The 20,844-nt window shown below is 65.6% G+C and carries 15 protein-coding genes; 3 read left to right on the top strand and 12 right to left on the bottom strand.

What is annotated here, in order from left to right; all coding sequences use genetic code 11:
* Positions 1–8: 8 nt before the first annotated feature.
* From ACQ4WO_RS00935 to ACQ4WO_RS00925, 3 genes are all read left to right on the top strand, one after another.
* Positions 9–1,829, top strand: coding sequence for a J domain-containing protein (locus ACQ4WO_RS00935; protein WP_436479861.1), 1,821 nt, complete (start codon positions 9–11; stop codon positions 1,827–1,829).
* 48 nt (positions 1,830–1,877) lie between these two features.
* Complete coding sequence (gene parC, locus ACQ4WO_RS00930; RefSeq protein ID WP_436479860.1) at positions 1,878–4,232, top strand: DNA topoisomerase IV subunit A; 2,355 nt, start codon at positions 1,878–1,880, stop codon at positions 4,230–4,232.
* A gap of 189 nt (positions 4,233–4,421) precedes the next feature.
* The gene (locus ACQ4WO_RS00925) at positions 4,422–4,610 is read left to right on the top strand and encodes a helix-turn-helix domain-containing protein (RefSeq protein ID WP_072455022.1); all 189 of its coding nucleotides are present in this window, start codon (positions 4,422–4,424) and stop codon (positions 4,608–4,610) included.
* On the opposite strand, the gene ACQ4WO_RS00920 is transcribed toward ACQ4WO_RS00925, so the two are convergent.
* The 12 genes from ACQ4WO_RS00920 to ACQ4WO_RS00865 all read right to left on the bottom strand — a co-directional run bounded on the left by ACQ4WO_RS00920 (position 4,607) and on the right by ACQ4WO_RS00865 (position 20,463).
* The gene (locus ACQ4WO_RS00920) at positions 4,607–4,954 is read right to left on the bottom strand and encodes a hypothetical protein (protein ID WP_436479859.1); all 348 of its coding nucleotides are present in this window, start codon (positions 4,952–4,954) and stop codon (positions 4,607–4,609) included. The genes ACQ4WO_RS00925 and ACQ4WO_RS00920 overlap by 4 nt on opposite strands.
* Before the next feature lie 13 nt (positions 4,955–4,967).
* Entirely contained in the window at positions 4,968–7,259 is a 2,292-nt protein-coding gene (locus tag ACQ4WO_RS00915) for a DUF8189 domain-containing protein (protein ID WP_436479858.1), read from the bottom strand.
* A 164-nt stretch (positions 7,260–7,423) separates the two neighbouring features.
* Positions 7,424–7,900 carry a hypothetical protein gene (locus ACQ4WO_RS00910; protein ID WP_128141883.1) on the bottom strand — a complete coding sequence of 159 codons (477 nt, stop codon included), beginning with the start codon at positions 7,898–7,900 and terminating at the stop codon, positions 7,424–7,426.
* Between the two features lie 214 nt (positions 7,901–8,114).
* A complete protein-coding gene (locus ACQ4WO_RS00905) occupies positions 8,115–9,332 on the bottom strand; it encodes an acetate/propionate family kinase (protein WP_436479857.1) in 1,218 nt (405 codons plus the stop codon).
* Complete coding sequence (locus tag ACQ4WO_RS00900; protein ID WP_436479856.1) at positions 9,329–10,744, bottom strand: bifunctional enoyl-CoA hydratase/phosphate acetyltransferase; 1,416 nt, start codon at positions 10,742–10,744, stop codon at positions 9,329–9,331. Before ACQ4WO_RS00900 ends, ACQ4WO_RS00905 begins: the two co-directional genes overlap by 4 nt.
* A gap of 9 nt (positions 10,745–10,753) precedes the next feature.
* Entirely contained in the window at positions 10,754–13,018 is a 2,265-nt protein-coding gene (locus ACQ4WO_RS00895; protein WP_436479855.1) for a DUF3141 domain-containing protein, read from the bottom strand.
* Between the two features lie 47 nt (positions 13,019–13,065).
* Positions 13,066–14,190, bottom strand: coding sequence for an ABC transporter permease (locus ACQ4WO_RS00890; RefSeq protein ID WP_436479854.1), 1,125 nt, complete (start codon positions 14,188–14,190; stop codon positions 13,066–13,068).
* A gap of 1 nt (position 14,191) precedes the next feature.
* On the bottom strand, positions 14,192–16,942 hold the full coding sequence (rbbA, locus tag ACQ4WO_RS00885; RefSeq protein ID WP_436479853.1) for a ribosome-associated ATPase/putative transporter RbbA: 2,751 nt from the start codon (positions 16,940–16,942) through the stop codon (positions 14,192–14,194).
* Positions 16,943–16,944: 2 nt separating this feature from the next.
* Positions 16,945–18,018: an HlyD family secretion protein gene (locus ACQ4WO_RS00880; protein ID WP_436479852.1), complete on the bottom strand. Its 1,074-nt coding sequence runs from the start codon at positions 18,016–18,018 to the stop codon at positions 16,945–16,947.
* Between the two features lie 18 nt (positions 18,019–18,036).
* Positions 18,037–19,485 carry an efflux transporter outer membrane subunit gene (locus ACQ4WO_RS00875; RefSeq protein WP_436480626.1) on the bottom strand — a complete coding sequence of 483 codons (1,449 nt, stop codon included), beginning with the start codon at positions 19,483–19,485 and terminating at the stop codon, positions 18,037–18,039.
* Positions 19,486–19,495: 10 nt separating this feature from the next.
* The gene (fabI, locus tag ACQ4WO_RS00870; RefSeq protein WP_436480625.1) at positions 19,496–20,281 is read right to left on the bottom strand and encodes an enoyl-ACP reductase FabI; all 786 of its coding nucleotides are present in this window, start codon (positions 20,279–20,281) and stop codon (positions 19,496–19,498) included.
* The gene (locus tag ACQ4WO_RS00865) at positions 20,278–20,463 is read right to left on the bottom strand and encodes a hypothetical protein (RefSeq protein ID WP_230518825.1); all 186 of its coding nucleotides are present in this window, start codon (positions 20,461–20,463) and stop codon (positions 20,278–20,280) included. Before ACQ4WO_RS00865 ends, fabI begins: the two co-directional genes overlap by 4 nt.
* Between the last annotated feature and the right edge of the window lie 381 nt (positions 20,464–20,844).

Raw genomic sequence — 20,844 nt, 5'->3', positions numbered from 1 at the left:
ACGGCGGCATGGACAACGGACAGCGCAGCCTGTGGGCAATCCTGGGCACGGAGCCGACGGGCGACGAGCGCACCCTCAAGCGCGCGTATGCAAAGCGCCTGAAGGTGACGCGTCCCGACGACGATCCGGCCGCCTTCCAGGAGCTGCGCGACGCCTATGAATACGCGCTGCGCCATGCGCACCTGTTTACAGAGGAATTCCCGGAAGCGCAAGCGGCCGAGGCCAAAACGGTAGAGGCGCAAGCGCCAGAAGCGCCGCCCATGGAAGCGGCCGAGCTGTGGGGCGTGATCGACGAACCCGCGCAGGAAGCGCAGGAGCCGCCTGCAGAACTGTGGGGCGTCATTGCCCTGGAGCCCGCACCGCCGCCGGAACTATGGGGCGTGGTCGCCATCGATCCGGCACAGGAAGCGGCCAGCCTGTGGCAGGCATTCCTGGAGCAGTCGCGGCATGCGGATGCCAGCGAGGTAGTGGCCGGCATCCTGCAGGACGACGCCATGCTCAACCTCGACGTGCGCGAGGAATTCGAGCTGTGCGCGCTGCGCTACTGCGCCAGCGCCGGCTATGACCTGGCGCTGCGCCAGGCCCTGTTCGAGCAGCTGGGCTGGGACCGCGATTTTTCCTACCTGGCGCGCAGCCATGGAGATCTGGTGCGCGCTGCCGTGCAGCGCTACCGGGCCGACCGCTCATTCGCCCATTTCAGCGACAACCGCGACAGCTACCCGGGCCTGGACTGCATCATGTCGCAACAGCCGCCAAGCGCCTACGCGCGCCAGCTGTTCGACCAAAAATTTACGCTGCAGCTGCGTGAACTGCTGCACACGATACGTTGGCAGCACGGCGAGATGCTCGCTTACAAACTCGATACGGACCTGTTCGAACGGTGGGAACACGCCGTCCATGCGAAGCGCTACTTCAAGCAGACGGCGTTGGCCTCGGGCGGCCTCGGTTTCGTGCTGCACTTCATGCTCGCGGGCGTGCTCGATGCGGCCGGCTTCAAGCTCGGCGACACGGCGGCCTATGCCAGCCTGCTGGGCTTCCAGGCGCTGGCCTTTTCCCTGCTGGCCATGCATGCCTTGCGCTGGCCGGCGCCCCTGTTCGCGCGGCTCGACTCGCTGCAGGAAGCGCTGCAGGAACGCCTGCCTGTGCTGTGGCAGCGGCCCGGCTTGCGGCAACTGGGCTGGATCGCGCCCTACCTCGTACTGGCCTTGCTGCTGTTCCTGCCCGAGCACAGCGACACCATGCGCCTCGTTACCGCGGCCGGCTTATGCGCGTCGGCCCTGCTCGCGTATGCGATGAACCGCCAACTGCTGCATGGCATGCTGCTGCTCCTGTGCCTGGGCCTGTCGCTGTTCGCGGCCATGTTCATGAGCGGCAAAGGCCAGGCGGCGCTGGCCATCGGCGATGCCATGCCGCTGATGTTTTGCCTGGCGGCGCTGGCCCTGCGCTGCGCCACCGGCCTGTATGGCGATTGCGGCTTCCCCGAAGCGCTCTTGCCCCGCCTGCGCGCCGCATGGCTGTTCGGCTGCGCGGGCTTGCTGTCCTTGCTGTATGTGCAGCAGTTGCCGGCCGCCCTCGTCGGCGCCGCGCTGTATGCCTGGTCGTGCGCCGGCTTGCTGTTTTCCCCCACCGATTTCAAATGGAAGACGATCTGGCCGGTGGTGCTGGTGCCGTCCCTCGCCAGCGTCGTGCTGGCCGGCCACGCCCCGGCCATCCGCGCCATGCCGATGATGCATCACAGCGTCGAACTGGCCCTGGCCGTGCTGTATCTGACCTTGCGCTATATGTATCTGACGTACGGCAAGTCCTTTTCCAAATCCCGGCTGTCATAATCAGCCCCACGAATTCAACCGCAACCACTCAACACCGAAACAAGCGCCATGTCCACACAAACCAATTTATTTGACGATGCCCAGCCTGAGCCGATCGAGCCGGATGAACCGGTATTCGACGGCGAAGCGCTGACCCTGTCCACCTTTGCCGAGCGCGCCTATCTCGATTACGCCATCTCCGTCGTCAAGGGCCGCGCCCTGCCCGACGTGTGCGACGGCCAGAAGCCCGTGCAGCGCCGCATCCTGTATGCGATGAATGAGCTGGGCCTGAACTCCACGGCGAAGCCGCGCAAATCGGCGGCCGTTGTCGGCGACGTGCTCGGTAAATTGCATCCTCACGGCGACCAGTCCGTGTACGACGCGCTGGTGCGCATGGCGCAGGATTTCTCGCTGCGCTACCCGCTGATCGATGGCCAGGGCAACTTCGGCTCGCGCGACGGCGACGGCGCGGCGGCCATGCGTTACACGGAAGCGCGTCTGACGCCGATCGCCAAACTGCTGATGGATGAAATCGGCATGGGCACGGTGGACTTCCAGCCCAACTACGACGGTTCGACGGAAGAACCGAAGCTGCTGCCGGCCCGCCTGCCAATGGTGCTGCTGAACGGCGCCTCCGGCATCGCCGTGGGCCTGGCGACGGAAATCCCGTCGCACAATCTGGCGGAAGTGGCGAAAGCGGCTGTCGCCATGATCCGCGATCCGAAGATGACGCACGCCGAGCTGATGGCCATCATTCCCGGCCCCGACTTCCCCGGCGGCGGCCAGATCATCACGCCTCCATCGCAGATCCAGGACATGTACGCGAGCGGCCGTGGCAGCATGAAGGTGCGCGCGCGCTGGAAGATCGAAGAGCTGGCGCGCGGCCAGTGGCAAGCCGTCGTGACAGAACTGCCGCCCGGTACTTCCTCGCAAAAAGTGCTGGAAGAAATCGAGGAGCTGACAAATCCGAAGATCAAGCTGGGCAAGAAGGCGCTGTCGCCGGACCAGGTGGCATTGAAAGCACTGATCCTCAATTCGCTCGACACCATCCGCGACGAATCGGGTCGTGCCGCCCCCGTGCGCCTCGTGTTCGAGCCGAAGTCGAAGAATCAGGACCAGACGGAATTCATGCTGATGCTGCTGGCGCATACGTCGCTGGAATCGTCGACCTCGATCAACCTGGTGATGATAGGCGGCGACGGCCGTCCACGCCAGAAAGGCCTGGGCGACATCCTGCGCGAGTGGATCGACTTCCGCTTCGAGACCGTCACGCGCCGCACCGGCTACAAACTGGGCAAGGTCAAGGACCGCATCCATATCCTGGAAGGGCGCGAAGCGATCCTGCTCAATATCGACAAGGTGATCCAGATCATCCGCAATTCGGATGAACCGAAGGCGGCCCTGATCGACGCGTTCAATCTGTCCGAGCGCCAGGCCGACGACATCCTGGAAATCCGTTTGCGCCAGCTGGCGCGCCTGGAAACGATCAAGATCCAGCAGGAACTGGCCGAGCTACGCAAGGAAGAAAAGTCCCTGCAAGACCTGCTCGACAACCCGGGCTCGATGAAGCGCGCCATCATCCGCGAAATCGAAGCGGATGCCAAGCAGTTCGGCGACGCGCGCCGCACCCTGATCGAGGAAGCGCAGAAAGCCGTGGCGGAACAGAAGGTGGTCGATGAACCGGTCACCGTCATCATTTCGGAAAAAGGCTGGGTGCGCGCGCGTACCGGCATCGGCCACGACGCGGCGCAATTCACGTTCAAGGCGGGCGACAGCCTGCATGGCGCCTTCGAATGCCGCACGGTCGACACCCTGCTGGGCTTTGGCAACAACGGCAAGATTTACTCGGTTCCCGTCTCGGCGCTACCCAACGCACGTGGCGACGGCGTGCCGATCACGACCTTGTGCGACCTGAGCGGCGGCACCCCGGGCAACGCCGTGCGCATCTTGCACTACTTTGCGGGCAATGGCGCCACCAACCTGCTGCTGGCGTCGAGCGCCGGCTACGGCTTCATCGCCAAGGCGGGCGACATGGTCAGCCGCCTGAAAGGCGGCAAGGCCTTCATCACCCTGGACGGCGGCGACGTGCCGCTCGAACCGAAAGTGATCGCCGAGGCGGCCAGCGCCCTGGCCTGCCTGACGGAAGGCGCGCGCCTGCTGGTGTTCGGCCTCGATGAAATGAAAACCCTGTCCAAGGGCGGCACCGGCGTCAAGCTGATCGACCTCGATGCCAAGGACAAGCTACTGGCCGTGCAGCCGATCACCCAGCGCGGCGTGGTCGTCTCCGGCATCGGCCGGGCCTCGAAACCGCAGGATGCGTCGCTGGGCGCCACGGCCCTGGCCGACCACTTTGGCAAGCGCGCCAAGAAGGGCAAGGCGCTGGCGGCCAAGCTGAAACCGGTGTCGATGGCGGCCATCGGCTGACCGGCATCGCGCCACACGAAAAGACAGGTTCGCCTGTCTTTTTTTTCGCCTATCGCAGCAGGAAAAATAGTTTTACAGATAGTTTTGCAGATACACCTCGCTTCCCCGTTATCCCTGCAGGCATGCCACCGGCATGCCGCCCACGGACAGGAGAACAGCGATGAGAAACAACGTTTCAGGCAGGCGGCCATGCAGCGTTTGACCCCGGCCGAGCGGCTGGTCGCGGCCATGGCGGCCGAAGGCTTGCCCTACAAAAGCATCGCCAGGGAACTGGGTAAGTCGCCGGCCACCGTGCGCAACCAGCTGCATGCGATCTATCAGAAGCTGGACGTGGGCAACCGCACGGCGCTTGCGCACAAGCTGCGCGGCCAGGCTTAGCGCCGCGACAGGCGCAGCACGTCGGGCGTCGCTTCAACGATATCGATCACGTCATGCGCCCCGGCGCCGTCACCGAGTGCATAGCGGCCCATGCCCAGGGGTACGAGCCGGGTCACGGGGCCGGCGCGGGGCCGGTCGTCGGGGCCGGGCGCCATCGGCGTCAAGGTCGCCGCCCCTTGCGCCATGGCGCCGGCGGGCACGCCGAATTCCAGCACCTTGCGTCCCTTGCGGCTGGGCGGGAACGCGAACGTGGCGGTGGGCCGGTACACCTCGATGCCGTCCGCATCCTCCTCGAACGAGTGCGTCCAGCTGCCGCTGGGCAGTGCCGTTGTCATGCCGTGCATGGCGATCCCTCCCTCAGAAGCACGATACCATGCCGCCCAGGTTTTCATAGCCGCTCACGGAGGGCGACCAGGCCGTGCCGTTCCACGCCTTGTGGAACAGCGCGCCATTCGTGCCCGTGACAAACACGTCGAGGCGGTCCGGCGCCCAGGCCGTGGCGCGCGGACGCGAAGTACACACGCCGCCCAGGTTGTCAAAGCCCGTCAGGGAAGGCGACCAGGCCGTGCCATTCCAGGCCTTGTGATACAGGGCGCTGTCCGTGCCGATGACGAACAGGTCGAGCCGGTCGGGTGCCCACGACAGGGCTTCCACCTCGCCCACGCAGATACCGCCCAGGCGCTCGAAGCCGTCGATGGACGGTCCCCATTTCGCGCCGTCCCACCATTTATGGTACAGCGCGCCATCGGTGCCCGTAACGAAGACGTCGAGACGGTCCGGCCCCCACGCCACGGCCTTCGGCGACGAGGTGCAGATGCCGCCCAGGCGTTCATAGCCCGTCAGCGACGGTCCCCAGGCCGTGCCGTCCCACCACTTGTGGTACAGGGCCCGGTCCATGCCGACGACGAAGATATCGAGGCGGTTCGGCCCCCACGCCACGGCTTCCGGCTGGCCCAGGCAGATGCCGCCCATGGCTTCGTAACCGATCAGCGACGGCCCCCAGGCGGATCCGTTCCACCATTTGTGATACAGGCCGCGGTCCGTGCCGACGACAAACACGTCGAGGCGGTTCGGCCCCCAGGCGACGGCGCGCGGGTCGCCCACGCACAGGCCGCCCATCGCTTCATAGCCCGTCAGCGACGGTCCCCAGGCCGTGCCGTTCCACCACTGATGGAACAAGCCGCTGTCGGTGCCCGTGACGAACACGTCGAGCCGGTTCGGCCCCCACGACACCACCTGCGGCGCACTGGTACAGATGCCGCCCTGCCCTTCATAGCCGCTGACGGACGGCGCCCAGGCCGTGCCATTCCAGGCCTTGTGGTAAAGCGCGCGGTCCGTGCCAACGACGAAGACATCGAGGCGGCTTGCCCCCCAGGCCACGACGGGAGAGGAGCTCTGGCGCGGCGTGGCGCCCGTTCCTGCGCCCCCCGTGCCGATGCTGGCGCGCGGGCCATCGAGGCAAGCCTGCATGCGCGCCACCTGGCCTGCCGTGAACATGAACATGGCGGGATCGTCGACGTAATCCATGTAGTTCATGAACATGTCGCCATTCGGCCCGTTACTGCACGACACCTGGGGAAACGAAGGCTGGCCCATGTTCGGCCCGCCCTGGTTCGGCGTATCGGCCACGTTGTCCGTGCCCGAGCAGCCGGTGCCGTCGTCGCCCCAGATATGATTCAAATTCAGCCAGTGGCCGATTTCATGCGTGGCCGTGCGCCCCAGGTGGAACGGCGGCGCCGCCGTGCCGGTCGTGCCAAAGGCCGATTGCAGGATCACCACGCCATCGGTGGCGACCGGGCCGCCGGGAAACTGCGCGTAACCGAGCAAGCCGCCGCCCAACTGGCACACCCAGATATTCAGGTAGCTGTCGGCCGGCCAGGCATCCATGCCGCCCGTCGCCTGCGACTTGACCGCATCGTCCGCGCCAAACGAGGCCACCGTCGTCTGGCGCCGCTCGATGCCGCTGGTGGCCGCGCCATGCGGATCGGTCGTGGCCAGCGCGAACTCCACGCGCGCATCGGCCGTCAACGGCAGGAATGGCGCCGGCGTGCTGTTGACATCGGGATTGACGCGCCGGAAGTCGCGATTGAGCACATCGATCTGGCTGGCGATCTGCGCATCCGAGATATTCTGCTCGGCCGTATTCCACACCACATGCACCACCACCGGAATGTGCGTCACGCCGGAACGCCCGGCAATGCTGCCGTCGCCCTCGTAGAGCCCCGCCAGGTTTTCAATATCCGCGCGCACGTTCGCGTACGACGGATCTTCGGTGAGCAGGCGGCGATGCACGTCCATCGTGGCGCAGGTGCGCTTCTGCGGGGTGCCGCCCCCCTGCCCTCCATCACCGCCGCCGCCCATGCCGCTACCATCGCCTCCCATGCCACCGCCAACGCCCACCTGCATGCAACTGGCGCCCGCCATGCCCTGCGATGGCTGCTGCATGCCGCCGCCCGGCATGTCGCCGGCATTCACGGCGGCCGCGCCCTGGGCGAGCGCCGCCTGGTCCGCGTACGACACGCCCAGGCGCGGCCCCGGCATGGCATCCGCCGCCCGGGCATCGGCCTGCACATCGCCCTCGACCGGCATGGCAGGCATGTCTTCGGCCAAACCGGTGGCCGGCGATTTTTTCGTTTTAGCGGTGCTCATGATGTCTCCTTCGTCTATGTGCCAATTCACTATGGCACGGCGAAAAGAGGAGCACTTGCGCGAGATCAAGACTGACAAGCGGTACCAAGGAAAAGTGGCGGACGAAAAAAAAGACAGCCGAAGCTGTCTTGTGGGCTTGCAGGCCGAAGCCTGCAAACGGTGCATTACTTGGCGGCGGCGGCCTTGACTTCAGCGTCGGCCTTGGCCTTGGCTTCTTCCGTTTTGGTGGCGGCGATGGCTTTATCCTGGTTCGCTTCCACTTTTTCCTTGGCCACTTTGGCGTCCGCATTCACGCTGGCCTTGTGCGCTTTCGCATCGGCCTTGGCGGCAGCTTTGTCAGCCTTGGCTTGCGCCTTCATCTTGTCTTCCGGATCGGCGTCGACCACTTTGTCGTGGGCCTTGGCCTTGGTTTTATTTGCCTTGTGCTGGGCGTCGGCTTTCTTTTCGTCGGCCTTCATTTCGGCCTTGGCGACGTTGGCGTCAGCCTTGGCATCGACTTTGGCTTCCTTGTTGGCGGCCTTGTTGATGTCATGCTGCGCAGACGCCTGGGCGCTGGCAACGGCTGGGGTAGCTGGCGCCGTTTGCGCGATGGCAGCGGTGGCAAACAGGGTAGCGATCAGGGTGGCGAGTAATTTGTTCATGATGAGACCTTTCAATATGGTTTAATTTTATTCTTACTAAAGGCGGGCAAAATGTTCAAAATTTGCCAGGCATCGCGCTGTTTCTTGATGTAGCGCAATGGCATGACTTCATAGTAAAGATAACGGGCAAACCACACAGTGCGTTAGCGCACTCAACGGAAAATATGTGCAAATCAGCAAATTTCCCATTGGGTGCGATGCAGGTCTCATATCCTCATGTGCCCACGGCCAGCGCCGCGTGGCGGGCAGCCACCCATTCCTCGTTGGCCGGCTCCACGCCCACGACGATGCGGCTGGCATCGGTGGAGATACGGCTGGCGTTACGCGCATTGGCCTCCCCGTCGAGTACTGGGCCGATAAACCCCAGCTCGTCGCAGATGCGCAGGCGCAGCTCGGCGCTGTGCTCGCCGATACCGGCCGTAAACACCAGCATGTCCAGTCCACCGAGCACGGCCGTCAGGGCGCCGATCTCGCGCACGATGCGGCGGATATATAAAGCCAGCGCGGCGCGGATGCGCTCGCCCGTGGCATCCTGCCGGTCCTGCTGCGCCAGCAAGACCGGCGGGTCGGCCGACACGCCCGATACGCCCAGCAAGCCCGACTCGTGGTACAGCACGTGCGCCACTTTTTCCAGCGACAGTTTTTCGATCTCCATCAGATAGATCACGGCGCCCGGATCGAGCGAACCGCAGCGCGTGCCCATCATCAGGCCGTCCAACGCGGAAAAGCCCATGGTGGTGGCCACGCTGTGCAAATTGTCCATCGCGCACAGGCTGGCGCCGCTACCCAGATGGGCCACGATGACCTTGCCGCGCGCGACGGCGCCGAAGCGCTGCTCCAGCACCAGCGACTGGTATTCGTACGACAGACCGTGGAAACCGTAGCGGCGCAAGCCCCGCTCCCACGCGTCGTAAGGCAGGGCCAGCATCTGCTCGACCTGCGGCACCGTGTGGTGAAAGGCCGTGTCGAAGCACGCCACCTGGGCGATGTCGGGCCGCGATTCGAGCAGCACCTCGATCGCCTCGAGCGCGAACGGCTGGTGCAGGGGCGCGAGCGGCACATAACTTTTCAGGTCGGCCAGCACTTTGAAATCGATGCGCACGGGCGCGAAATACTTGCTGCCACCATGCACCACGCGGTGCGCCACGGCGCGCAAGGGACGCCCGTCCAGCTGCGCCACCACTTGTGCGCGGATGTATTCGAGCGCCGCGTGATGAGGCTGCTGCGGATCGAGCTGCAGAGCGACGGCCGGCAGGCCGCCGGCGCGGTAGGCGGCGTTTTCGCGGCCGATGCCTTCGACCTTGCCGCTCCATTGCGCCTGCTGCGGCAGCACGCCGCCCGTCTGCTCGAACAGGGCGAACTTGATGCTCGACGAACCGCAATTGAGCACGAGGATCAGGGTGCCATCGGCATGGGTAATTGGCGCGCTCATGGCGGCGTGCTCCGGTAATGGTTGGCCAGCATCACGGCGATGGCGCACGAGGCGATGCGGCTGGCGCGCGAGTCGGCGCGGCTGGTGAGGATGACGGGGATTTTCGCGCCCAGCACGATGCCGGCGCTGTCCGCGTCGCCCATGTATTCGAGCTGCTTGGCCAGCATATTGCCGCTTTCCAGGTCGGGCACCAGCAGGATATCGGCGCGGCCCGCCACTTCCGAGACGATGCCCTTGACGGTGGCGGCGGCGATCGACACGGCGTTATCGAAAGCCAGCGGACCGTCGAGGATGGCGCCCGTGATCTGGCCACGGTCGGCCATCTTGCACAGGGCGGCCGCGTCCAGGGTGGCCGGCATGTCCGCATTCACCGTTTCCACGGCGGCCAGGATGGCCACGCGCGGGCAGGCCACGCCGATCACGTGCGCCAGGTCGATGGCGTTGCGCACGATGTCGGCCTTCATCGCCAAGTTCGGCGCGATATTGATGGCCGCGTCAGTGATGATGAAGGGGCGCGGATACGCGGGTGTCTGCATCAGGAAACAGTGGCTGATGCGGCGCTTGGTGCGCAGGCCTGCGCTGGCCGACAGCACGGCCGACATCAGTTCATCCGTGTGCAGGCTGCCCTTCATCAAGGCTTCCACTTCGCCCTTGCCCGCCAGTTCGGCGCCGCGCGCAGCGGCCGCATGGCTATGTTCGACGTCGTCGATGGCGATGCCTTCCAGGCTCAGGCCCGCTTCGGCCGCCACCGCTTCCAGGCGCGCGCGCGGCGCCACCAGCACGGGGGTGATCAGGCCGGCCGCATAGGCGTCAAGCGCGCCGGACAGGCTCAGTTCATCGCAAGGATGGATCACGGCCACCCTGATCGGGCCCAGGGTGCGCGCATGCTCGAGCAGACGCCGCGTGCCGTCGCCGTTATGCAGGCGTACTTCGGGCAAGGTGGCGCGCGCCCGTTCGATCTGCTCGGCGGGCGCGATCACTTGCGCCTCGCCCTCAAGCACCACGGCGCCATGCTGGTTGACACAGCGACAAGCCAGGGTCACGTGGCGGCTGCGCGGTTCCAGCGCCGTGACGGTGACGCTGATGGCCAGGGTATCGCCCACGCGCACGGGCTGCAAAAAGCGCAGGGTCTGGCCCGTGTAGACGGTGCCGGCACCGGGCAGGCGCGTGCCCAGCACGGCGGAAATGAGGGACGCGCCCCACATGCCGTGCGCGATCACGCCTTGGTAGCGGGTGGCGGCGGCAAATTCCGTATCGAGGTGCTGCGGGTTGTCATCGCCCGACATCACCGCGAACAGGGCGATATCGTCCATGCTCAGGGTGCGCGTGATGCTGGCCGTGTCGCCGATGGCGATCTGGTCGAAGGTGCGGTTGCGTACGATATTCAAATCATCGTCTTGGGGAGTAGTCATCGTGGTCTTCTATACAGGGGTAATGTGTTTGGCCGGTTTGGCTTTTGGCCCGGTAGCGGATGCGCGCACGGCCGGCGTTTGTGCCTTCGTTTGATCCTTGACCGCGCGGTCGAAGACGTCCAGCATCTGCTGCAGGCTCGCTTCCTCGTCCGGCGTCGGCGCCTCGGGTACTTGCAGCACTTGCTGCAGCCACTCGGCCAGCGCACCGATGTCGTCAGGGTCGGCGCGCGACAGCAAGGCCGGCAAGGCGGCGATGGCGGCATCGAAATCATGCAGCATCAGGCGCGCCTGCTGGCGCACGATACCGCGGAACTCCTCCATGCCGACGTCCTGCCGGTATTGCGGCTTGATCAGTTTGAGGGCCAGGTTGACCCTCCGCTCGTCGGCGATCATGCGAAAGCGGTAGATATAGAACAGCGCGCGCACGGCCGCTTCCACCAGGCCGCCCCGCTGCATGTCCTCGTCCATCTTGCGCGTTTCGCAGCGCACGTATTCGCAATGCTCGGGCGAGATGCCGGGATGGGGACGCGGCGGCGTCGTATCGCCGATCGCTTGTCCCGTCAGTGCCTGCACCAGCGGCGAACCGTACACCAGGTCGAAAGTGGTTTCCTGTACCGTATCGCGCCAGTCGCGCCAGCCGTTCAAGCCGGCCGTAATGGCGCCGGAGATGGCTTCCTGCATGGCCAGCAGCGGGTTGTCGGGCGCTACCGGCTGGCGCTGGGCGCGCACTTTTTCCGCCTCCCTGGCCACCAGCCTGGCCAGCGGATTGTGGTCAGTCCAGCGCTCGTACGACACGCGCAGCGGGTGCGCCAGCTGCAAAAACCGCGCCGTCTGCGGCGTGACCATGGCGCGCACCCATGGCTGCGCAAACGTGCGGTACAGGGCCAGGTTCACTTCAGACACGCGCGCGGCGGCGGCGAACTTGCGGTCGTTTTCCACGCTCGGTTGCACGATGGCGCGCACGTCGTCGATGCCGCGGTGCTCGACCTGCAGCACGTAGTCGCCGCTGGCCAGATCCGCGTTCGGCGTATCGGGCGTCTTGTCGACGATCCTCGCTTCGTAGATACCCGCCGGCAGCAGGTTGATCAGGTCGATATTGCTGGCGAATTTCTGGTGTTCCTTGTGCCCCACCTTGGCCGAGACGAAAATGCCCAGGTGGCCGATGCTGTCATGCACGGCGTAGACGATGGTCTGGTCGTGCATCAGCACATCCTTGTCGTCGCGGTACAGGTCCGTGATCCAGCCCAGCGCCTGCGGCGGCGGCGTGATGTTGTCGCCGTTCGAGCAGAACACGACGATGGGCGAGCGGATATTGCGCAAGTCCAGGCGCACGCCGTCGGAAGTGATCAATTCGGCCGTGGCCAGGCGGTTGCCGATGAACAGATTGTCGACGATGTACTGCATCTCGACGTCGTTGAGGAAAACGTGGCCGCCCCAGTATTTTTCAAATTCCAGGTAACGGGGCGCTTCCGTATCGATGTTCGCGTACAGGTTGTACTGCTTGCTCCACAGCGTGTTGGCCGGGTTGAGCTTTTCGAAATTCTGTACCAGGCTGGCGCCGTCGAAGCGGCCGTTACCCAGGTCGCCCGCCAGCGCCGTGGCCCAGCTTCCGCCCATCAGGCCGCCCGCGTAGCGCATCGGATTGCGGCCATGCCAGCCGGCCCAGTACGACACGGGCGCGCCGGCCACGATGATGGGGCCGAACAGTTCCGGGCGCATGGCCGCCGTCATGAGGATTTGCCAGCCCGCCTGGCAATTGCCGATGACGACGGGCTTGCCCTCGCTGAGCGGATGCAGGGCGATGACTTTTTCCAGGAAGGCCGCTTCGGCGTGCATCACGTCCTCCACCGTCTGCCCCGGAACGGGATCGGGCAGGAAGCCGATGAAGTAGCACGGATGGCCGGCGCGCAGGGCCACGCCGATCTCGCTCTCGGCCTTGAAGCCGCCGATGCCGGGACCGTGTCCCGCGCGCGGATCGACGACGACGAACGGGCGTTTCGATGGATCTGGTTCGGGCGCATCGGGCGTCAGGATGCGCGCCAGGCCGTAGTTGACGGGACGCGCCAGCTCCAGGCCCGACATCACCAGTTCGGCGGGGAAGTCCAGCACGTTCGGCACTTCCTCGGCCATGTGTTCCTGGTACTGGTTGCCGCGCCGGCGCATCACGTCCGCGTACAGCACAATGCGCTGCCACGAATCGCGCGCATAGTCGCCCAGCACGCCCAGCGACGGCAAGCCGCCGGTGGAGAAAAATGGTGCAGCTTCGGTTTTCATGGCTATCCTTTTCATGCAAAAAACGCCGGACCATTCCGGCGCGGGAGCTACGCCATCTGGCTGATGGTCTTGCGAAAACGGGCAAGGGCAAACGTGAACAGGGCCGTGCCGATGGCCAGCAGGGCCAGGAACGGTTTCCACACGACGTCGATGCCGGCGCCCCGGTACAGGATCGCCTGGCTCAATTCGACGAAATGCGTGGTCGGGGCGATCAGCATGATGTTCTGCACCAGTTCAGGCATGCTTTCGCGCGGCGTGCTGCCGCCCGAGAGCATCTGCAGCGGCAGCAGCACGAGGATCAGGAGCATGCCGAACTGCGGCATGCTGCGTGCCACGGTGGCGAGGAAAATACCCATCGACGTGGTGGCGAACAGGTGCAGGGCCGCGCCGCACAGGAACAGCGCGATCGAGCCTTCGATGGGCACGTGCAGCATGCCGCGCACCACGAGGTTCAGCGACAGGGCGGCGGCCAGCAGCACCACGAGACCCATGGACCAGACCTTGCCCAGCATGATTTCGGCAGGCGTCACGGGCATCACCAGCAAGTGCTCGATGGTGCCGTGTTCGCGCTCGCGTATCAGCGCCGCGCCCGTCAAAATGATCGACAGCATCGTCACCTGGTTGATGAGCTCCATCAGCGAGCCAAACCAGGCCTGGCTCAGCGACGGGTTGAAGCGCGCGCGCATCACCAGCTCCACGGGCGAGACGGTTGCGCCCCGGTAGCGCTTGGCGAATTCCGATATCTCGCCGGCGACGATCTGCTGGATGTAGCCGCTGCCGCTGAAGGCCTGGCTCATGCGCGTGGCGTCCACGTTCAGCTGCAGTTCCGCCTGGCGTCCGCCCAGCACATCGGCCTGCAGCTTGGTTGGGATCGTCAGCACGAACGTGTACTGGCCCGCGTCCAGGCCCGCGTCGACCTGGCTCTGGTTGATCATGGCCGGCGGCGTGAACTGGGGCGGGAAGAAGGCCGAGGCGATGCGCCCGGACAGGGGCGAGCCATCTTCGTCGACGATGGCGATCGACGCCATGTGCAGGGTTTCCGGCTTGGCCGTGGCGGCCACGTAGATGGCCAAAGTGAACGTGTAGAGGATCAGGATCAGCATCATCGGGTCGCGGATCAGGCTCCAGATTTCCTTGACGCCCAGGCGGTAGATGTTTTCAAGGTGGCGCATATCAGCTCTCCTGCTTCTTCAGCAGCGCCACGGTCACGCCGAGGATCACGGGGATCGCCACGATCAGGGGCCAGAACGAGGCGTGCAGGTCGCCCAATCCCAGCGCCTTGTTGAACACGCCCCGGCTGATGTTGAGCATGTGCGTGGCCGGGTACATCAGGCCGATGGCCTTGCCCACGCCTTCCATCGACGAGACGGGATTGAGCAGGCCGGAAAACTGGATGGCCGGGATCATGGTGCCGATCATGGTCACGAACAGGGCCGCGATCTGGCTGCGCGTAAACGTCGAGGCGAACAGGCCGATGCCGGTAGCGCAGATATTGAAGATGAAGGTGGCGCCGATCAGGGTCGCCAAGCTGCCCTTGACCGGCACGCCGAAAGCGGTGACGGCCAGCAGCGCCATGAGAAGGAAGTTGAACATGGCCAGCACGACGTAGGGCACCTGCTTGCCGAGCAAGAATTCCAGGCGCGTGACGGGCGTCACGTACAGGTTGATGATGGAACCGAGTTCCTTTTCGCGCACGACGGACAGCGCCGCCAGCATGGCCGGCAGCATCAGCAGCAGCAAGGGAATCACGGCCGGCACCATCGCGGGCAGGCTTTTCACGTCCGGGTTGTAGCGATAGCGCGTCTGGATGGCGACGGGGTTGCTCATCGTGATGCCATAGCGGTGCAAGGCCTGGTCGGCCAGCCACAGCTGGTGCATGCCCTGCACGTAGCCTTGCACGGTTTCCGCGCGCATCGGCATGGCGCCGTCGATCCATGCGCCCACTTGGGCCGGCGCGCCGCGCTGCACATCGCGCGCGAAGCCGGGCGGGATCTCGATGGCCAGCGACAGTTCGCCGCTGCGCATGCGCTTGTCGATATCGGCATAGTCGCGCAGGGGCGCTCGCTCGATGAAATAGCGCGAGCCGGCCAGGTTGTTCGTGTAATTCTGGCTCAACGTGGTCTGGTCGTGGTCGAGCACCGCGTAACTCAAGTCTTCCACATCGAGGCTGATGCCGAAGCCGATGACGAACAGCAACAGCACGGAGCCGCCCAGCGCCAGGGTCAGGCGCACGGGATCGCGGCGCAATTCCAGGGTTTCGCGCCACATGTAGCTGAGCATGCGGCCCAGGCTGAAGCGGCTGCGCCGATGTTGTTCCTGCTGCGGCGGCGCGGCCGCTTCCGCCTTCTGCGCGGGCGCCTCGCTTTCCTGCGCCGCCGGCGCCGTGCCGCCGCCCGCCTCTTCCAGGTAGGCGATGAAAGCCGCTTCCAGCGAAGGCGCGCCCTTCTTGCGCACCAGTTCGGCCGGCGCATCGCTGACCAGCACTTTCCCCGCATGCATCAGCGAGATGCGGTCGCAGCGCTCGGCCTCGTTCATGAAGTGGGTGGAGATGAAAATGGTGACGCGGTCGCGCCGCGCCAGCTCGATCATCAGGCGCCAGAAATTGTCGCGCGCGATCGGGTCGACGCCGGATGTCGGTTCGTCGAGGATCAGCATTTCCGGCTTGTGCACCATGGCCACGGCCAGCGACAAGCGCTGGCGTATGCCCAGCGGCAGGCTGTCGGGCAAGTCGTCCATCACCGCGCGCAGGTCGAAGCGCTGCGCCATCTCGTCGATGCGCGCAGGTATCTCGCCTTCTGGCACGTGGAACAGGCGCGCGTGCAGCACGAGGTTCTGGCGCACCGTCAGTTCGCTGTACAGCGAGAACGCCTGCGACATGTAGCCGACCCGGCGGCGCGTGTCGATATCGCTGGAATCGACCTGCTTGCCGAACAGCCAGGCCTTGCCTTCCGTGGCCGGCAGCAAGCCCGTGAGCATCTTCATGGTGGTCGACTTGCCGCAGCCGTTCGAGCCCAGGAAGCCGAAGATTTCGCCGCGTCCGATGCGGAAATTCACGTGGTCGACGGCCGTAAAATCGCCAAAGCGCATGGTCAGGTCTTGCGCCTCGATGGCGACGTCCTGCGCGCTGGCAGCATCGAGCGGCGTGATGACGACGGGCTGGTGGCCCGCGCGCTTCGCTTCGGGCAGCAGCTTGATGAAAGCCGCTTCCAGGTTGCCGCTGTCCGTGCGCGCCAGCAGTTCGGCCGGCGTGCCCGTATCGAGCACCTTGCCGTCATCCATGGCGACCAGCCAATCGAAGCGCTGCGCCTCGTCCATGTAGGCCGTGGCCACCATCACGCTCATTTGCGGGCGCTGCACGCGGATGCCGGCGATCAGGTCCCAGAACTGGGCCCGCGCCAGCGGATCGACGCCGGTAGTCGGCTCGTCGAGAATCAGCAGGTCGGGATCGTGGATCAGCGCGCAGCACAGGCCCAGCTTCTGCTTCATGCCGCCCGACAGCTTGCCGGCCGGGCGCGCGAGGAACGATTGCAAGCCTGTGCTGCGGGTCAACTGGTCGATGCGGCGGCGGCGCTCGGCCGCGTCGTGACCGAACAGGCGCGCGAAAAACTGCAGGTTTTCCTCGACCGACAGGGTCGGATACAGGTTCTTGCCCAGCCCTTGCGGCATGTAGGCGATGCGGGGGCAAACGTCGTCGCGGTGGCGCGCATCGCGCATGTCGCCGCCGAGCGCCATCACGCTGCCCTGCTGCACGGCGCGCGCGCCCGCCACCAGCGACAGCAAACTCGATTTGCCCACGCCATCTGGACCGATCAAGCCCACCATGCGGCCGGCCGGCACATCGAGATCGATGCCGTCCAGCGCCACCGTCTTGCCGTAATGCTGGCTGACGCCGCGGATGCTGACGACGGAATTGTTCACGTCCATGGTCACTGCGGAACCTTCGCCGTCAATTCAGCGGGCCAGGCCTGCTTGGTATCGAGACGCACCCAGGCCACGCCGGGCAAGCCCACTTTGACGAGGGCCAGATGCTTTTGCAGCAGTTCGCGGCTGATCTGCGCTTTTACGCGGAACATCAGTTTCTGGCGTTCGCTGGCCGTTTCCACCGTCTTCGGCGTGAACTGCGCGCTGGCGGCGACAAACGAGATCGTCGCGGGAATCACGTACTGGGGCGCCGCGTCGAGGATGATACGCACTTCGCCGCCCAGCGCCACCTTGCCGGCCGCCGTCTCGGGCAGGAAGAAGGTCATGTAGACGTCCGACAGGTCGACCAGGTTGAGCACCTTGCCGCCGCCGGCCAGCACTTCGCCCTGCTGCGCCACCAGGTATTGCACGCGGCCGTCGCGCGGCGCCGCCAGCTGACCATCGGCCAGGTCCGCATCGATGCGCGCCGTCGTCGCCTCGGCCGCCACGACGGCGGAGCGCGAGCCGACCACCTGCGCCTTGGCCGCGTCGATGGCCGCCTGCGCCGCCGTCACCTGCGCCCTGGCCGCATTCAGGGCGGCGGCCACGCTGCGCACGCGGGCACGGTCGTCGTCGAGTTCCTGCACCGAGGACGCGCCCTCTTTCGACAGGGTGTCGGAACGGGCCAGGCGGCGCTTGGCCGCATCGAGTTCGCTTTCGCGCTGCGCCACCATGGCCAGCGCGGCCGCCTTGTCGCTCTCGCGCACGGCCACCTGCGCCTGCGCGCCCACCACGGCGTCGGATGCCTGCTGCTGGCGCGCGCGCGCCTCGTCGCGCTGGGCCGCCAGCGAGTCCACCTGCATGGTGGCCAGCGGCTGGCCCGCCTTGACGAAGTCGCCCTCGCGCACGAGGATCTCCTTGACCCGGCCGGCCAGCTTCGTGGCGACGTCGATTTCCGTCGCTTCGATGCGGCCATTGCCGCTGACAAAACCTTCGCCAGGACCCGTGGGACGCATTTTTTGCCAGACCACATAGCCCAGCACGAGAACGGCCACGACCAGCGCCGCGGGGATGAGTTTTTTCTTCAGTTGAGCATTCATGGTATCGGGGCGATCAAATTAGTGGGTGGAAACAGCGGCGGAGGCGACGGGCGCACCGCCCCCCAGGGCCGCATACAGGCTGACCTGGCTCGACAGCAGCGCGCGGCGCGTCTGCACCAGTTGCTGCTCCACCGTCAGCAAGTCGCGCTGCGCGTCGAGCACTTCCAGATAGGGCGCGGCGCCATTGTCGTAGCGCAGCTTGGCCAGGCGCGCCCGTTCGCTCTGCGCGGCCAACGTCGTCTTGCCGATGTCGACCTGCAGCGCCAGCCAGCGCCGGTTCGACAGCGCGTCGGCCACTTCGCGGAACGCGCCCTGCACGCTCTTTTCATAATTGGCCACGGCCACGTCGCGGCGCACCTCGGCCAGGTCCATATTGGCGCGCAAACGGCCCGCATCGAAAATCGGCAGCACCAGGCGCGGCGCGAGATTCCAGGCGCCGCTGCCCGAGTCGAACAAACCGTTCAATTCCGCGCTGGCCGTGCCGTAGGCGGCCGTCAGCGAAATCGTCGGGAAGAAGGCGGCGCGCGCGGCGCCGATATTGGCTTGCGCGGCGCGCAGCTGGTGTTCGGCCGCGATCAGGTCGGGACGCTGCGTGAGTAAAGCCGAGGGCAAGCCCGCATGCAGCGGCTGCAGCACGCTGGCGTCGTCGAAGCGGCGCACCTCACCAGCCACCGGCGCCAGGTCGACGGGGCCGCCCACCAATTGCGCCAGCGCGTGCGCCTGCACGGCGCGCGCCTGTTCCAGCTGGGCCGACAGCGAGAGGGCCTGGCTGAGCAGGGTTTCCACCTGCGTCAGGTCCAGCTTGGAAATCGAGCCTACCTCGAAGCGGCGCGTAAAAATGCGCAGCGATTCGGCGCGGCTGTCGACGGTGGCGCGCGCCAGTTCCACCCTTTCGTCGAGTTCACGCAAGCCCAGGTAGCCATTGGCCACCTGCGCCACCAGAGCCACGCCGACGGCGCGGCGCGCCTCGTCGCTGGCCAGCAGGGTTTGCAGCGCGCTGTCTTTCAGGCTGCGCACCCGGCCCCAGAAATCGAGTTCCCAGGCGCTCACGTTCAAGCCCGCCTGGTATTGCGCGCTCGTCATGGCGCGGCCCGTCGGACTCAGATCAGCTGGCACGCGTGCGCGGCTGCCGGAGGCGCCCAGCGCGATGGTGGGAAATTGCTCCGCGCGCTGGATGCCATACGCGGCGCGCGCCTCTTCCACGCGCAACGCGGCGATGCGGATGTCGCGGTTGCTGGCCAGCGCCTGCGCAATGAGCGCCTGCAGGCGCGGATCGGCAAAGTAGCTTTGCCAGGCGACGTCGGGCGCGTGCGCGCCGGCCGGATCGGTTTCCGGATACTGCGCCGCCACGGGCAGCGGCGGTGGCGCATACGCCGGCGCCATCGAGGCGCAGCCGGCCAGGGCCAGCGTGGCTGCCAGTGCGGCCAGCATGGCGCGGTGTGGCAAGGTAAAAACAGCCATGGTCATCATCTTCCAGTCAATTCAGAATGTTGTAGCCGCCATCGACGTACAGGGTGCCGCCCGTGATGGCGCGCGCGCCGTCGCCGGCGAGGAAGGCGCACAGCGCGCCCACGTCCTCGATGGTGGCCAGGCGGCGCATGGGCGAACGTTCGATGGCGTCGGCCATCAGGCGGTCGAAATGGGCGATGCCGGAAGCGGCCCGCGTTTCCAGTGGCCCAGGCGAAATGGCGTTGACTCTGATGCCTTGCGGGCCCAGTTCGGCGGCCAGGTAACGCACGGACGCTTCCAGCGCCGCCTTCACGGGCCCCATCAGGCCGTAGTCGGCGATGACTTCCTCGGCGCCCAGATAACTCATGGTCATCAAGCTGCCGCCGTCCGGCATCAGCGGTTCGGCCAGTTTCGCCATGCGCATGAAGGAGTGGCAGGAGACATCCATCGCCTGCGCAAAGCCGTCGGCGGAACTGTCCGTCACGCGGCCATGCAAATCGTGTTTCGGCGCATAGGCGATGGAATGGACGACGAAGTCGATGCGTCCCCATTGCCGTTCGATCTGCGCGAACAGCGCCTCCAATTGCCCCGGCACGGCCACGTCGAGCGGCGCCATGATGGACGCCTGCACTTGCTGCGCCAGCGGCTCCACGTGCGGCCTGGCCTTGTCATTGAGCCAGGTGACGGCCAGTTCCGCACCGGCCGCGCGCAGGGCGTTGGCGCAGCCCCAGGCGATGCTTTGCGCGTTGGCGATGCCCACCACCAGCCCCCGCTTGCCCTGCAAAGGCAAGGGTGGGCGCAAGCCGGCCGTCATGCCGGGACTGGACGCAGGGCGGGCCACGGCGTGGCCGCATGCACGCTACGCACGGCGCCGGCGCGCATGGCGGCAGCGCACATGGCCAGGGTAACGCCGCCGGCGCGCGCATACGGCAAGGCAATCGGAGTGTGGGGATGGAGGGTACTGCACGCGTCAGGCGCGGGGGGCTGCATCTTCATGAATCTGGCTTCCGTCACTGAAATTCGAGGCCAGCACCAGTGCATTCTCGGGGAACTGGTACAGGGCGAAAATTACTCTACAGCATTTAGATACGTGATTCGCGATGAGTCCGGTCCGCATGCTTATCGTTTTGAGCTAGGTCAACTATAAGTGCGATTGCGGCAATGCAACATTGATATACATCAAATTCTACATCAATATTATTTAAATGAACTAATTGACAAGCAAGCGAATCGCAGTGCTTGTTTGATAACTTCGTGGGGCTGGCGCACAGAAAAGCGGCCGTACAAAAAGAAGGGGGATTGCCTGGAAAACAAGCGGTGGGGCGACTTGGTGCGAGGCGCCAGGCGGGAATCGGGAAAAATCAGGGCCATGCTATT

This window comes from Janthinobacterium aestuarii (assembly GCF_051380835.1).
GTDB lineage: Bacteria > Pseudomonadota > Gammaproteobacteria > Burkholderiales > Burkholderiaceae_D > Janthinobacterium > Janthinobacterium aestuarii.
Note: the sequence above shows the minus strand (reverse complement) of the source record. Positions and strands in the feature narration are given on the sequence as shown.